The organism is Anaerosporomusa subterranea, from assembly GCF_001611555.1.
GTDB classification, from domain to species: domain Bacteria; phylum Bacillota; class Negativicutes; order Sporomusales; family Acetonemataceae; genus Anaerosporomusa; species Anaerosporomusa subterranea.
On the sequence record NZ_LSGP01000028.1, the window covers coordinates 53,740 to 67,914 of the forward strand.

The 14,175-nt window shown below is 48.0% G+C and carries 15 protein-coding genes; 13 read left to right on the forward strand and 2 right to left on the reverse strand.

The window, feature by feature from the left end:
- Positions 1-72: 72 nt before the first annotated feature.
- Both AXX12_RS18220 and AXX12_RS18225 read right to left on the reverse strand, forming a co-directional pair.
- Complete coding sequence (locus AXX12_RS18220; protein ID WP_066245821.1) at positions 73-942, reverse strand: DMT family transporter; 870 nt, start codon at positions 940-942, stop codon at positions 73-75.
- Between the two features lie 127 nt (positions 943-1,069).
- The gene (locus tag AXX12_RS18225; RefSeq protein ID WP_066245823.1) at positions 1,070-2,083 is read right to left on the reverse strand and encodes an HD-GYP domain-containing protein; all 1,014 of its coding nucleotides are present in this window, start codon (positions 2,081-2,083) and stop codon (positions 1,070-1,072) included.
- A gap of 165 nt (positions 2,084-2,248) precedes the next feature.
- On the opposite strand from AXX12_RS18225, the gene AXX12_RS18230 reads away from it, so the two are divergent.
- The 13 genes from AXX12_RS18230 to AXX12_RS19930 all read left to right on the forward strand — a co-directional run bounded on the left by AXX12_RS18230 (position 2,249) and on the right by AXX12_RS19930 (position 14,104).
- Positions 2,249-2,446 carry a DUF1657 domain-containing protein gene (locus AXX12_RS18230; protein WP_066245825.1) on the forward strand — a complete coding sequence of 66 codons (198 nt, stop codon included), beginning with the start codon at positions 2,249-2,251 and terminating at the stop codon, positions 2,444-2,446.
- A gap of 30 nt (positions 2,447-2,476) precedes the next feature.
- Complete coding sequence (locus AXX12_RS18235; protein ID WP_231881958.1) at positions 2,477-2,794, forward strand: spore coat protein; 318 nt, start codon at positions 2,477-2,479, stop codon at positions 2,792-2,794.
- A 333-nt stretch (positions 2,795-3,127) separates the two neighbouring features.
- Positions 3,128-3,553 carry a transcriptional regulator PerR gene (gene perR, locus AXX12_RS18240; protein ID WP_066245831.1) on the forward strand — a complete coding sequence of 142 codons (426 nt, stop codon included), beginning with the start codon at positions 3,128-3,130 and terminating at the stop codon, positions 3,551-3,553.
- Between the two features lie 521 nt (positions 3,554-4,074).
- Complete coding sequence (gene deoC / locus AXX12_RS18250) at positions 4,075-4,722, forward strand: deoxyribose-phosphate aldolase (RefSeq protein ID WP_066245835.1); 648 nt, start codon at positions 4,075-4,077, stop codon at positions 4,720-4,722.
- Between the two features lie 72 nt (positions 4,723-4,794).
- Entirely contained in the window at positions 4,795-5,655 is an 861-nt protein-coding gene (locus tag AXX12_RS18255) for a peptidase MA family metallohydrolase (protein ID WP_066245837.1), read from the forward strand.
- Between the two features lie 101 nt (positions 5,656-5,756).
- On the forward strand, positions 5,757-6,992 hold the full coding sequence (locus AXX12_RS18260) for a hydrogenase small subunit (RefSeq protein WP_269448418.1): 1,236 nt from the start codon (positions 5,757-5,759) through the stop codon (positions 6,990-6,992).
- Complete coding sequence (locus AXX12_RS18265) at positions 6,992-8,368, forward strand: nickel-dependent hydrogenase large subunit (RefSeq protein ID WP_066245841.1); 1,377 nt, start codon at positions 6,992-6,994, stop codon at positions 8,366-8,368. Before AXX12_RS18260 ends, AXX12_RS18265 begins: the two co-directional genes overlap by 1 nt.
- 95 nt (positions 8,369-8,463) lie before the next feature.
- On the forward strand, positions 8,464-9,246 hold the full coding sequence (locus AXX12_RS18270; RefSeq protein WP_066245843.1) for an MBL fold metallo-hydrolase: 783 nt from the start codon (positions 8,464-8,466) through the stop codon (positions 9,244-9,246).
- A gap of 14 nt (positions 9,247-9,260) precedes the next feature.
- On the forward strand, positions 9,261-10,370 hold the full coding sequence (locus AXX12_RS18275) for a S1C family serine protease (protein WP_066245845.1): 1,110 nt from the start codon (positions 9,261-9,263) through the stop codon (positions 10,368-10,370).
- A complete protein-coding gene (gene rlmH, locus AXX12_RS18280; protein ID WP_066245846.1) occupies positions 10,370-10,849 on the forward strand; it encodes a 23S rRNA (pseudouridine(1915)-N(3))-methyltransferase RlmH in 480 nt (159 codons plus the stop codon). The genes AXX12_RS18275 and rlmH overlap by 1 nt, the downstream gene beginning before the upstream one ends.
- 252 nt (positions 10,850-11,101) lie before the next feature.
- Positions 11,102-11,623 (forward strand): GNAT family N-acetyltransferase, encoded by a 522-nt coding sequence (locus tag AXX12_RS18285; RefSeq protein ID WP_197470786.1) that lies wholly within the window; start codon positions 11,102-11,104, stop codon positions 11,621-11,623.
- A gap of 532 nt (positions 11,624-12,155) precedes the next feature.
- On the forward strand, positions 12,156-13,646 hold the full coding sequence (locus tag AXX12_RS18290) for a PstS family phosphate ABC transporter substrate-binding protein (protein ID WP_066245848.1): 1,491 nt from the start codon (positions 12,156-12,158) through the stop codon (positions 13,644-13,646).
- Between the two features lie 332 nt (positions 13,647-13,978).
- Positions 13,979-14,104 carry a transposase gene (locus AXX12_RS19930; protein WP_231881959.1) on the forward strand — a complete coding sequence of 42 codons (126 nt, stop codon included), beginning with the start codon at positions 13,979-13,981 and terminating at the stop codon, positions 14,102-14,104.
- Positions 14,105-14,175 lie beyond the last annotated feature (71 nt).

Genomic DNA, 14,175 nt, shown 5'->3' on the forward strand with positions numbered 1-14,175 from the left:
ATAATTGAGAGCCTCATAGGTAACAAAACCTGGGGTATCTGAACGCCCTGCGGGGAAGTCTTCAGGGCTGCACTAAAGAGAATTAGTACTTTCATGCTGGTTGCTGTTGCCCCTCCGGATGATTAGTACGCTGGCAACCAGGATCAGTCCGCCGCCGGCGAGGGTGTAGGGGCCGGGGATTTCGGCGAAGAACAGGTAGGCGTAGAGCAGGGCGCTGACAGGATCAATATAGGAAAGAATGCTGGCATGTTGAACTTTGATTTTTGCCAGTCCGGTAAAGTAGAGACCGAGTGCGAACGCAGAGTGAATCACTCCCATTGTCAGCATGGACATTAGGCCGACAGTGGAGAAGGTTGGCGGCGACAGCAGCACGGTTGGCAGGAAAACGAGTGAGGACACGCCCATCTGCACTAGCACCAAGGTCAGCGGGGGTACATCTGTCAGGTATTTAGCTAAGACAACCACTAGTGAGTAAAACAGCGCGCCGGTTAAGCCAAAAAGAATGCCGAGAAAGTCGCTGCTGGTAAAGGAAAGCTCGTAACTGGAAAGCATCAGCGCTAGACCGCATGCGGCAAGACCCAGTGCGTAAAAAGCCCGCCTTTCTAAATGCTCCCCCAGGAACAATCTAGCCCAGATGATGGAGAACACTGGCGCGAGGTAATACGTGAACACTGCGTTGCCAATGGTCGTCGCCTGAATCGCCTTGAAGAAGAACAGCCAGTTCAGCGACAGCACCAGACCTGCTGCCACCGTCCAGCGCCAGCGCAAAAATCGAAACGGCTGCTTGGCTAACAGCATATACAGCCCCAGTGCGACAAATGCGGAAAACACTCGGACGAACACGATCACATCAGCCGGCTGATCAGCATAACGTACAAACACGCCAACGCTGCCCCAAATCAGCATGGATATGATTACTTGAAAATAGCCTGATGACAGCATAGTACAACTCCAATCTAGTTATATACCCCGTCCAATTCGACTAATGTCACAATGACTCCTGCGAGTAAGCGGCAGTGAAGCTGTGCCAATTAAGAATAAGAGCAACGGCGCATATGCGCCGTTGCTCTTATTCTTCGATTAATTGTTCAATCGTAATATTCGGCTGCAATACCAAATCAATCTCCAAACGGGAGGCGTCTGCCAGTTCTACGCAGGGCCGCAGCGGCATGCGCACTTTATTTCTCAACACATAGGCAAGCTTGCCACTGTTAAGTTTCACTAAACTGCCAACCGGATACACAGCAATTGTCTGGAAAAAGGCACGGAGCGTGGTCAGATCAAAAGCAGCATTTCCGTTAACCAACATGTTTTCTACAATTTCCTGACGCGACAGCTGTGTTTCTTTTTCGCAGGCGATTGCTCGGTCGTAATAATTGGCGATGGCTACAATCCGTGAAAGGGGATGAATATCTTTAGCGAGTAGGCCGAGAGGATTACCTGTGCCATCTGGTCGTTCATGGTGTTCGGCGGCTATACGCGCCACAGTCGGACTGAACTTATTTGCAAGCAGCAGATCCTTGCCGTAGATTGTGTGTATATAGGCATTTTCTGGAGATACATCCTCAGTCAACGCCGTTTTGCCGATATCATGAAGCAGAGCGCCAATAGCGATTTCAGACAGAACCGAAGCGGGCAACTTGAGATATAGGGCAGTGACAATCGACAGCAAGCAGACATTGACAGAATGGCTGATTTCATCTTCAGTTGGCTGACGAACTGACAGGTTGATGATGTCTGGTATTTGGGTTTCTAGATGGGCAATGACTTCCTTCACCATTGAATTAATACGTTGAAGATATAAAAAGCGAAGTTTTAAGTTTTGTGATTGTTTCCATCGCAGGTTCGTCAGGGCCTGAAAACAAAGAGCCAACTCTTGACGCAACTCTTCAGGAATTATCGGTGGTGGTTTTAGTGACGCGGCATATGGATCAAAGATGCGGAGTTGGCGAAACCCCAACTGCCTTAATCGTATCAGATATGTATTAGTCAGAATCGATCCATTTTCTAATAATAAATTACCACGGTCGTCAAAGACATCTTGAGTAAGTACCATTCCAGCACGGATGTAATCAAATAACACAATTGCGCACCTTTCTATGATGGGTTGTATGTCAATTATACCTGCTGATAACAGGAAATCCTAGGCAAATACTTACAGTAAGGTAGGACCTTGGTCTTATTTCTAAGCATAAGGATTCCTTTGTATGCGCATCCTATCTATGGAAGTCAGAAAGGAGGGATCACCATGCTTACGGCCAAAGAATTAATGCATCTCGAAGATGTCCTGACTATGGAAGAAAGTTGCGCGAAAGCCTGTAACCATTTTGCCAGTATGACACAAGATAATCAGGCAAAACAGGTGTTGCAACAAATGGCTCAAAAAGATCAGCAGCATCTCCAGACTCTCAAAAAGCATTTAAGCGCAGGGCAAACCCTACAATAAAGGAAGTTGAGGTGAATCAGATTGGCACAAATGGGACAACAAGGGCAACAAGGCCAACAGGGTCAAATGAGCGGCCAGGGCATGCAATTCACTGACCGAGACATCTTGCAGGTCTGCCTGAACGAATGTAAACATATTGCTACTTCCATGAATACCTATATTCTTGAAGCGAATAACGAACAGCTTCGCCGCGACTATATGAATGTGCTAGGTGACGTCTACAGCCATCAGAAACAAGTGTATGATCTGATGCAACAGAAAGGTTATTACCAGACGAAAAACGCCAACCCTCAAGACATCGCACAAGCACAGTCTAAATTCAGCTCACAGCAAGGCCAAATGTCATAAGATGTTAAAAAAGCTCCGGATAAATCCGGGGTTTTTTTTATAGGGTACTGATTTATAAATTTTCTGAAGCTGTAAAGCCTTGTGACGTAAGGCTTGGTCGCTATTTCGCGGCGGTCTTCTTTCTATAAAAATGTTAGTCGTCCATAGTGGCGCTAGTGCTGCTTGTGGCGTTTGTGCTATCGTACTTTATCCTTTCCCAAGACCGCATCAGCAGTTTTTCTTATGAGGAAAAAATTCCTTGACAGATGAGCGTAACTCACGTATTATGACTATGAGTATAGCGAATAATTATTGTTTGTTGGCTATTATTATTGGGAAGTAGGTGTTGCTTCGATGGAAGGCCAAATTACTGCGATGCTACGGGAAAGGGGCTTTAAAGTCACTCCGCAACGGCTCGCAATTTATGAAACTCTGCGCCAGACCAAATCCCATCCTAGCGCAGAAATGATTTTTCATGAGTTACAGCCGCTCTATCCGACGATGAGCTTGGCTACTGTATACAAGACGATTGAAATACTCAAAGAAATTGGCTTGATACAGGTTCTTAACGCTGGCGAAGACAGCTTCCGTTATGATGCTGATGTCAGTAATCATCCGCATGTCCGCTGTATGAAATGCGGCAGAGTGGATGATATTATGGGCATTGAATCTGAAGATTTTATTGATTTAATTTCACAGAATACCTCATATAAGTTGACTGGACAGCAGTTTTACTTTTATGGGATATGCCCGAAGTGCCAAATCACCACCCCCCACTAGGCTGGCCGCCGATATGCCCCCATCTGCGTTGTTAGACCCGCCAACCCATTGCTAGCGTACCCCGCGTACGCGTCGCTGCTGGGCCGGCGGGTCTGCCTAGCATCTGGAGGCATCTCGACGGCCAGCGAGGCAGAGCACCGATATACCCTCAGCTGCGACGCGCACGGATGCGCTAGTGCCGAATGCGCCATGGACGGCATAGGATTCGGCAGTTGTTGGACCAGCCACCCCATTGCTTGCGTACCGCTGAACGTACGCGGCGCTGCTGGGTTGGCTGGTCCGCCTAGCATCTAAGGGCATCTCGACGCTCTGCCAGCCATTGCATCGAAAGTCCTCTAAGAAGATCGCTGCGCCTCGCTCGCGATGATACGTAATGTGTTGTCATCGCGAGGGCTTTAGCCCGCGGCGATCTTCTTCCGATTTTTCTACACCCAGCTTGATGTGCAATCGGCTGGGTCCTTTTTTGTTTGCAGGAAACATGGCGTGAGAGACGAACTATCTTCGTATAGGAAAGAGGAGGGATAGCGGTGGATTTGGCCAAATACATTGATCACACGATCCTAAAACCGGAGGCATCAATTGAGCAGATTCGCGTGCTGTGTCAGGAAGCGGCAGAGCATGGTTTTGCTGCGGTTTGCGTGAACCCGGTATTTGTAGACCTTGCTGCCCATTTGTTACGCGGCTCTGGCGTTAAGGTTGCAACCGTGGTGGGCTTTCCGTTGGGCGCTACGTTGACTGAAATAAAGGCAGCAGAGACCAAGGCGGCTACTGAGCGGCGTGCTGATGAGATCGACATGGTAATTAACCTCGGAGCAGTCAAGTCTGGTGCCTGGGATGCGGTTGAAAGTGACATTCGCGCGGTCGTAGAGGCTGCCGAGGGGCGAACCGTGAAGGTTATCATTGAAACCTGCTTGTTGACAAATGAGGAGAAACGTCGGGCCTGTGAGGCGGCGCTTGCGGCGGGAGCTCATTTTGTCAAGACTTCGACCGGGTTCAGTTCTAGCGGCGCGACCGTGGAAGATATATTGTTAATGAAAGAAGTTGTCGGCGACAAGGCGCTTATCAAAGCCTCCGGCGGCGTTAGGAACCGCGAACAGGCTCTAGCCATGATCGCCGCCGGTGCCAGCCGTATTGGCACAAGCGCTGGAGTGACGATTGTCACTATCTAGTATACATAATATACCTGTAGTATAGGTGTTTGAAGGCATGATATACTGGTACCGCGTGAGAGGAGGGGTACCATGCAGAAACTTGGACCCATGAGCCTTGTGCCGGTAGCCGTTATTGTTGCGGCGGCCATTTTTTTTCTAACACCGCTGCGTATTTCTATGGCGTTTTATCCCCTGGTCCGTCAAGCGGCCCAGGCGAAAATGGAATATGAGACTCGGAATTTTACCGTTGTCGAAACACCACATTTTGCTGTTCGCTACAGTGATGGTGATAATGAGATGGCGCAACTGGTAGCCCAAGCTGCCGAACAGGCTTATCAGCCGGTCACGACTATGCTTGGCCGTGAACCTAACAGTAAGACACTAATTGTTATGTACCCTGACCGCAGTGAGCTGCGCAAAGCCTTCGGCTGGTCTGGTGATGAGAGTGCCATGGGTGTATATTGGGGCGGCGTGATTCAGGTACTGTCGCCACGTGATTGGATGAAGTCAGGTGTGTCGGCTAATGAGTTTAGTCGTTCCGGTCCGATGGTTCATGAGTTTACTCACCTAGTGTTTGATCACCTGACTCAAGGCAACTACCCCCGCTGGTTCACAGAAGGCTTGGCTCAATATGCTGAGTATACGATTAACGACTATGAGTGGCTGACCGCGACGAATTCACTGTCTGGCCACCTGCATACGATGGCTGAACTCGATGCCAGTTTTGATGATCTGCCGAATCAGTCCTTAGCCTATCGGGAATCGTTTGCTGCTGTGCGCTACATTGCAGAGGTTCATGGCGACGATGCATTGCGTCAAGTGATTGACCAATTGCGCGCGGGGCGTAAGATGAACCAAGCAATTCAGTCAGTACTAGCGATGAACTACTCTGAGTATGAACAAAGCTGGCAACAGTGGGCTGCCATGAACATGAAGCATAACCAAAAATAGAAGCGACGAGAGCGTGCGAAGCAGCTCCTGTCGCTTCTTTCCTATTCTGGGGATAAAGTTACTTAAACTGGGGAAACAATAGATGATTCGAGTATTCTTCTGTGAGGCTTACCATGATAACACGACGTGAATTCATCTCTCTCTGTATGTCAGCGACTGCTGCAGTCAGCTTAGCTGACTTGATCGCACCGGTGGTGCGCGAGGCGTTGGCTGCAGGGCAGGTAAACAGGCCGCCGGTGATCTGGCTGGAGCTAGGTTCCTGCACCGGCAATTCGATTTCACTTGATAATGCGGTAAATCCCTCGTTGCATCAACTGCTGCGCGAGGTGATTGACTTGCGCTATCATTGGACTTTTCAGGTGGCGCAGGGAGATGACGCCACTCGCGCTATCTTCGACACAGTCGAACAGGATGCCGGACGCTATTGGCTGATTATTGAAGGCGCGCCAATGACAGCCGAAGGCGGGCGCTACAATTATGTCTTTTTCAAAGACGGGCAATTGGTTACCGGCCTAGATGCGCTGAAAATGCTTGCAGCCCAGGCCAAGCATGTCATTGCTGTGGGCGGTTGCGCCTGTTTCGGTGGTCCGGCCGCCGCTCACCCTAACCCTGGCGGCGCCAAGGGGGTATGGGATATCATCAAGAGCCCGCCAGTCATTAATATTCCCGGATGCCCGGCCCACCCTGACTGGATAACCGGTACGTTGAGCCACTTGGCGATGTATGGTTTACCTGAGCTTGACGCTTATCACCGACCGGTCGTGTTTTTTGGCAAAACCATTCATGATCTCTGTCAGCGCCGTCAACAATTTGAAGATGGGATATTTGCCCAGTTTCCTGGCGACCCCGGCTGTTTATTAAAGGTGGGTTGCAAAGGGCCAGTTACGCATGCCGATTGCCCGCTGCGACAATGGAATCATTATGTAAATTGGCCAGTAAAGGCCGGCGCCGGTTGCATCGGCTGCGCCAGCCCAGACTTTCCGGATCTGATGATGCCCTTTTATGAACACCTGCCTAATGTCTATACTGGCTCAGTAAAGACTAATGTGAAACGGTTGGGCAAATTCGTCACGTTGGCTGGGATCGGGGCGGTTGCTGCGCATCTGGCTGTAGGCGTTGCGACTGGACGCATTAAACGGCATTGGCTTGATGGAACTAAACCACTCCCGGCCGCACCGCCCGAAAATGAGACGCAACGTCGCCGAGATCAAGAAGAACAGGAGAAGAAGTGTATCGCTAAGGCCAAAACCCAAAACCGGAAATTAACTAAACCAAAGGAAACCTGGGTCGGGCGCTTGGTGCGTGTGGTTCGCTCTGGTGGAAAGGATGAAGACTAATGGCGGTAAAGACGATCTTTCCCGTAACGCGAGTACATGAGCCTTTGCGGGTTGATGTCGATATCCGGGATGGTAAGGTAGTTGACGCCTGGATCAGCGGGCTATTATTTCGTGGCTTTGAGGCAATGCTTCGCGGGCGTGATCCGCGTGATGCTGCGTTGTTTACCCAGCGTATTTGCGGTATTTGCTCAAGTGCACACGCTGTAGCCGCCTCAATGGCTCAGCAACAGGCGTTTGGTGTCAAGCCGACGCCTGCCGGGCAGCAACTGACTAATTTGATCTTTGCCGCTGATTTGATTCAAAATCATCTGCGGCATTACTACATACTAGTACTTTATGATTATGTCAAAGCTCCGGATATGCCGCCATATTCGCCTAAAACTGCCGGGGATTATCGTCTGCCAACTGCAATAAACAGTAAAATGCTGGAACACGCTAAGCAAGGCATTGAGATGTCAGTGCGCGCCCATGAGATGATGGCTATTTTTGGCGCCAAAGCACCGCATCAGCAGACGATTCTGCCGACCGGAGTCACAGAAACCGCCACAGCTGAGCAGATAACCTCTTATCGCGGTGTCTTGCGAGATATTCGTAATTTTGTGGAGACAATTCATATGGAGGATGTACTGACTATAGCAAAGTACTATCCAGAGTACTATACGATTGGCGCAGGCTATGGGAACTTTTTTTCCTATGGAGCCTTTCCAGACGCTATCACCGGTCAGCGTGTTTATCAGCCGGGGCTCATTCGCAGCGGCGGCGGGGTAGAATCGTTAGATATTGCGCACATTAATCAAGAAATACAGTATAGCTGGTACCTGGTGGAAAACGATGAGATGAAGGCGTTGCCTGCGCCAAATAGTGAAAAGCCAGATGCCTATTCTTGGATCAAAGCGCCGCGCTATCAAGGCATGCCGCTCGAATGCGGCCCTTTGGCCCGTGGTTTCATCAGCGGGGAATATACAAGAGGAATATCCGTGCTGGACCGGATCATCGCCAGGGCAGCTGAGCTGATCACTCTCTGCCGGCTCGCAGACCGCTGGTTGGATGAACTGATTCCGAACACACCGACAAAGGCAGGCTACTCTGTGCCCAAATCCGGCTCCGGTATCGGCTTAACTGATGCGATGCGAGGCGCGCTTGGTCATTGGTTTACCATTGAGGATGGCCGAGTGAAACATTACCGGATTATTACCCCGACTAGTTGGAACTTTTCGCCTCGCGGTGACAACGGAGAACGGGGTCCGGTCGAAGAAGCGCTAATTGGCGTTCCGGTTGCAAATGTTGATGATCTGGTAGAGGTTGGACGGGTAATTCGGTCATTTGATCCATGTTTAACGTGCGCTATTCATATGCTGGAAAAGAAGAACTGCTAAGCCGGATTGGTGCCTGGAACATGCAGAAAAAGAGGACTTTAGCGAGTTTAGGGCGAATAAAAATGATATAACCTGCTCAAAAAAAGGAGTCTTCAATGAAATTGCATGTCCTCGCAAGTGGTTCGTCAGGCAATTCCACTTGTATTCAATTTGGTGACACAAACATCTTGGTGGACGCGGGCATTAGTGCCAGACGTGTTAAGACTGGACTTGACGCAATCGGCGTCGCGGTCGAGGACGTATCAGCCGTATTTGTGACTCATGAACATACAGACCATATTAGTGGTCTTGCTATGCTCACTAAAAAATATCACCTGCCAGTGTACGCTAAGCCGGCGACCCTTGCAGCCATGTCCTGCCGTGATTTGTTGCCCCCTGCCTGCTGCCGCGAATTGCCGGACAGCTTGGATATCGGTAATCTGCGGATCGAGCCGTTTTCTATTTCCCATGACGCGGCTGACCCAGTTGGTTTTAACTTCTTTTCCGGTCAGACGAAGTGCAGCTTTGCCACAGATATTGGTTTTGTTACCGACAGTGTCAGAAAACGCCTGGAGAATTCTGATGTTCTGGTGTTTGAGTCGAATCATGACGTGGACATGTTACAGACAGGCTCCTATCCCTGGTATTTGAAAAAACGCATACTCGGCAATCGCGGTCATTTATCCAACAACGATTGTGGTTGGGCGCTGGCGCGAATGGCGAAAAAACAGCATACTGATGTTTTTCTCGCTCACATCAGCAAGGAAAACAATAGGCCTGATGTGGCGGAATCAACAGTCAGTCGCATACTAGAAGAGGCAGGACTCAATTTGGGTGAAGACATTACTTTGCACGTTACCTATCCCGACCGTATGGTCAGCCTAGAAAACCAAGAATAAGGAGAGGATTACCCATGAGACAATGGTATCGGAGATTTGCTCCATACTTTCTTGTGGCCGTCATCGGCGCCCTTATCGGCGGCAGCCTGGTGGTCGGCTGCGCAGGCCCGGCTCCGGCTAACCCCAATGCAAAAAACGGCTTGCTAAAACCGAATACCGCCGAGGCTAGCATATCTGACGCCCGCAATACGCCGATCGTTCGTGCTGCCCAGAAAATCAGCCCTACCGTCGTCGGCATTACCAATAAAGCCTATGCTCGAGACTTCTTCAACCGTAAAGTGCTAGTTGATCAAGGCCAAGGCTCTGGCGTTATTTTTGACAGCCAAGGCTATATCGCCACGAATAATCATGTTGTTGAAAATGCGCAAGAGATAATTGTTACTCTGCTGGATGGACGCACTTTCCCAGGGAAAGTTTTGGGTGCTGATCCGGCCACAGATTTAGCTGTGGTTAAAATTGATGGCGCTTCAGATTTACCGGTAGCCGAATTTGGCGACTCAGACCAACTGTTGGTCGGCGAGCCTGCCATTGCCATTGGCAACCCGCTTGGTGTTGAGTTCAAAGGCAGCGTTAGCGCAGGTATCATCAGCGCCCTGAACCGGTCAATTGATATCGGCGAACGCCGCTTCAAATTGATACAGACTGACGCTGCCATCAATCCCGGCAATTCCGGCGGCGCGCTTGTCAACGCTGACGGTGTAGTTGTTGGCATAAACAGTGCTAAAATTTCGGTCACCGGCGTTGAAGGGCTAGGCTTCGCTATCCCTATCAACACGGCGCGTCCTATCCTACAGACGCTAATTGAAAAAGGCAAAGTTGTCCGCCCCTACCTTGGCGTTAGCATCGTTGATGCAAAGACAGCCCGTCAATACGGTTACACCGACGCTGAAAAGGGTCTGTTTGTAGCTAAGATATTCGAAGGAACACCTGCCGCTAAAGCCGGTATGAAACTCGGTGATATCATCCTGAAAGTCGCTGGCGTTGACATCAACTCCATCGCTGATCTGCGATCAGTCCTTGACAGCAAAGCTCTTGGCTCGAGAGTTGATGTAATCATCATTCGCGACAACGCGCAGCGGACCGTCTCTGTCGTGCTGGAAGAAATGCCGAGTGAAGAAAAGTAATGCGTATTAGTATCGCCTGTGTCGGCAAGATTAAAGAAAAGTACCTGACTCAAGGTATCGCCGAATACGTCAAACGCCTCACTCCCTTCTGCCGCCTCGACATCGTCGAGGTCGACGAAGAACGTATGCCAGATAATCCATCCGAAGCACAAAAACAGCAGGCGCTCGCCCGTGAGGGCGACCGCCTGCTAAAAACCATTCGCGCCACGAGCTACCTCGTGGCGCTTGATGTTCAGGGAAAACAGTGGTCGTCAGAAGAACTGGCAGCTAAGTTTGAGGCACTAGCCGTGAACGGAAAGAGTGATATTACGTTTGTGATTGGTGGCGCGTTCGGGATTGCGCCCCAGGTGTTAGCGGCGGCGCAGGAGAGACTGTCGTTTTCAAGGATGACGTTTACGCATCAGATGATTCGGCTGCTGTTAGTGGAGCAGGTTTATCGGGGGTTTAAGATATGGCGGGGAGAACCGTATCACTGGTAAACGTGGCCGTTGATAACCGCCCATCTTCGTTGTTCCCTCCGGGAGCGCGCTTGCCGTACGTACCTGTACTGTCTGCGCGCGCTTCCTCGGTCGGCCTAGAATATGGACGATTCTGAACGGCCTCGGGGGGGGATTTCAATCCTTTGAGGGGAAAAGAGGCATTAGTTTACTTGAACCGCGCTAGAAATCATATTGATGTGGATAATGTTGAGGATACAAAAAACGTCCTTCTGCATCCGCGGGAGGTAGATTATGGAGCACAATATGATCCTTGAAACACCTAGGTTAATCCTTAGAAAAATTTCTACTGGCGATTATCAAGGTATATCCCGAATTTTACAAGACGCTGAAGTCATGTATGCTTGGGGACATGCCTTCTCAGATCAGGAAGTTACCGCTTGGATCAATGAAAACATTATGAGGTATGAAAGAGATGGTTATAGTTATTGGGCCGTGATTGAAAAGAGCAGTGGACAATTGATAGGTGTCTGTGGAATAATTGCAGAAAGCGCAGATAATGAAGATTATGTTGGCATTGGTTATATTTTCAACAAAGCATTTTGGCATCAAGGCTTAGCGTTTGAGAGTGCAAATGCCTGCAAAAGCTATGCTTTACACACTTTGAAAATTCCTGAATTAACTGCTCAGATCATACCTGAAAACTTTAGTTCCAGAAATTTAGCTGAGAAACTCGATATGTCCGTCATGAAGCAGTTTAATCGTTTGTATAGGGGTAAACTGGTACCTCATATTTTATATGGATGCTCAAAATAACGACACAGAGAAGCTCAAGAGAAGCTCAGGGACGGTTCCGATGCTTCCATTGAAGAAAAAAATTTGCTGTTTGACCCGATACGGAGAACCGTATCATTGGTAACGGCGATGCGAGGCCGTTGATAACCGCCCATCTGCGTTGCACCCGTAAAGGGTAGGCCGCCAACTCTAAGGCGCAAAGCGCCAAGAGTTGCGCACTCCGCCCTGCGGGAGCGCGCTTGCCGTACGTTTCCTGTACTGTCTGCGCGCGCTTCCTCGGTCGGCCTAGCATCTGGACGATTCTGAACGGCCTCGGGAAAGAGATACGATTATCCGAGTAATAGAGTAGAGAATCCTGTAAGTTTTGGATGAAACTTGCAGGATTCTTGTGTTTTAGAGGGAAAAGGTATTCTAAATAAGGTATATAGCGGTTGAAAGAAAACAGCCTTGGGATTGAGATTTGTGACTTGATTGTGTCTATTTAGGAAATATATGACTTGAGGGAGACAATTGGGGACGTTCCTTTTTTGTCATATTGTAGGGGGGGAATCTTTTGAATCTAAAAAAATATTGGAAAAAAACGACCGTATTGGCGTTGATAGGGTCACCAATAATTGTCAGCATTGGCTTGATTGGCTCACTTGTTTCTCTTCAGATAATTGCCACTGTCAATATTACTGGCGAGCATAGCAGTTTGCTTAATTTTCTTCTACTTGTTTTCCCTCCGCTTATTTTGCTTGCCGTTGTATGGTTTTTCTATGCAAAGCGAACTTCTCTACCAGATAGTGCTTTCCAGGTGTTCTTACCAATTATAGTCGTTTTCAGTTACTATATGTTAGTATGGATACTTGTGTTTGGTCTATCAGATTACCATTTTAACGGCTGGTTATTTTCATCTGTATATGGAATAGCCACCATGCCATATTTAGCCATGAATTTCTTATTTGCTTTTGGAGGAGATTATAATCCATTTCCACTTTTGCAAGTTGCAATTACACTAATAACTGTCATTGCGATTCTGATTTCATGTGTTGTCAATAAAAAGCATATTAAGTTTGAAAAAAATGTTTTTGCGTATGTTGTGTTATTTGTGCTTCTTTCATCGATTGCTGCATTTCAATATTTTGACCGTACATCTAAAGTTCTAACTGGTGATCATAAAATTGAGCGGGTTTCGGATGAAGTAAACCTGAATGATTATCGTCCATTTCGCGAAAAGAATAAACTGGTTAAATTGACTGACGTGCCAACGGTTTCAATTGGGGATAGCTATCCTAAACTTGATGGAGCAACTGCTGCTTATCCTGTTTATGGAGCTATGGCGCAGGCGTTATATAAAGGGCTTGATAGTAAGACAATAGGGAACTATGTCCAATGCTCGAAAACCAATGAGGCGTATGAGCGATTAATAAATAGCGAAATTGATGTTTTTTTCGGCGCTCAGCCTTCAAAACAACAACTGGAGATGGCAAAATCAAAAGGAGTGGAGTTTGTATTAACTCCTATTGCCAGGGAGGCATTCGTTTTCTTCGTAAACAAAGATAATCCTGTCAGTTCGTTAACCATAGAGCAGATTCAAAATATATACCAAAAGAAGATTACGAACTGGAATGAACTCGGTGGAAAAAATGAAAAAATCATGCCGTTTCAGCGCCCAGAAAATTCCGGAAGTCAAACCATAATGTTAGCAAAAGTAATGAGTGGAAATGAGCTGCCACCGCCGCTATGGGAAGAGTATGCTGCTGGAATGGGCGGTGTTATCAGCAAGGTGGCAACTTATCGAAATTACTCATCAGCGATTGGCTACTCTTTTCGTTTCTTTGCAACAGGAATGAAATCAAATGAAAATATTAAATTGCTGGCGATTAACGGAACAGCCCCGACTATTGAAAATATCCAGAATGATAGTTACTTATTTACAATTGATGTTTATGCCGTAACTACTCAGTTTTCAACTGGCAACACAAAGAAACTCATTGACTGGATTTTATCAGACCAAGGGCAGAATTTTATTGCGGAATGTGGGTACGTCAGGCAAAAGTAACCGCCTGCTTTTTGGTAGGCCATGACCGGCACGATGACAGGAAAAAAGAAGGCTCTCTGTTTGCACGATGTTATGCTGGCAGGGGGCCTTCCCTGGGACAGAGACAATTAGGGACATTCCTTTTTTGTCATAATCATATTATGTCATAGATAGAGGTGAAGGGCTATGGGAAGGCAAGCGAGGCAATTAAGCAGTACAGGTTTCTATCATGTAATACTTCGTGGTATTAATCGTCAACATATTTTCGAGGAAGTCTGTGATTATAATTATTTTTTGCAGACCTGCGAGACTTGAAAGTTGACCTTGCTTTTGAACTGCATGCTTATTGTTTGATGAATAACCATGTCCATCTTTTGTTCCGGGAAAAGCAGCTGGGTGATATATCGTTGATCATGAAGCGTTTATTGACCCAATATGCCATGTGCTTTAATCGTAAATACCAGCGCGCGGAGCGCTGATAGCCAGTCGATATAAGAGTGCCAGTTGAGGTGGATTAATACTTTATCCCGTTACAACGTTATATTCACCA

Bases quoted from the DNA above. Each gene is read 5' to 3' on its own strand.
- AXX12_RS18220 (WP_066245821.1), bottom strand. From the start codon at position 942: ATGCTGTCATCAGGCTATTTTCAAGTAATCATATCCATGCTGATTTGG.
- AXX12_RS18230 (WP_066245825.1), top strand. From the start codon at position 2,249: ATGCTTACGGCCAAAGAATTAATGCATCTCGAAGATGTCCTGACTATG.
- AXX12_RS18235 (WP_231881958.1), top strand. From the start codon at position 2,477: ATGGGACAACAAGGGCAACAAGGCCAACAGGGTCAAATGAGCGGCCAG.
- perR (WP_066245831.1), top strand. From the start codon at position 3,128: ATGGAAGGCCAAATTACTGCGATGCTACGGGAAAGGGGCTTTAAAGTC.
- AXX12_RS18255 (WP_066245837.1), top strand. From the start codon at position 4,795: ATGCAGAAACTTGGACCCATGAGCCTTGTGCCGGTAGCCGTTATTGTT.
- AXX12_RS18265 (WP_066245841.1), top strand. From the start codon at position 6,992: ATGGCGGTAAAGACGATCTTTCCCGTAACGCGAGTACATGAGCCTTTG.
- AXX12_RS18270 (WP_066245843.1), top strand. From the start codon at position 8,464: ATGAAATTGCATGTCCTCGCAAGTGGTTCGTCAGGCAATTCCACTTGT.
- AXX12_RS18275 (WP_066245845.1), top strand. From the start codon at position 9,261: ATGAGACAATGGTATCGGAGATTTGCTCCATACTTTCTTGTGGCCGTC.
- rlmH (WP_066245846.1), top strand. From the start codon at position 10,370: ATGCGTATTAGTATCGCCTGTGTCGGCAAGATTAAAGAAAAGTACCTG.
- AXX12_RS18285 (WP_197470786.1), top strand. From the start codon at position 11,102: ATGGAGCACAATATGATCCTTGAAACACCTAGGTTAATCCTTAGAAAA.
- AXX12_RS19930 (WP_231881959.1), top strand. From the start codon at position 13,979: ATGAATAACCATGTCCATCTTTTGTTCCGGGAAAAGCAGCTGGGTGAT.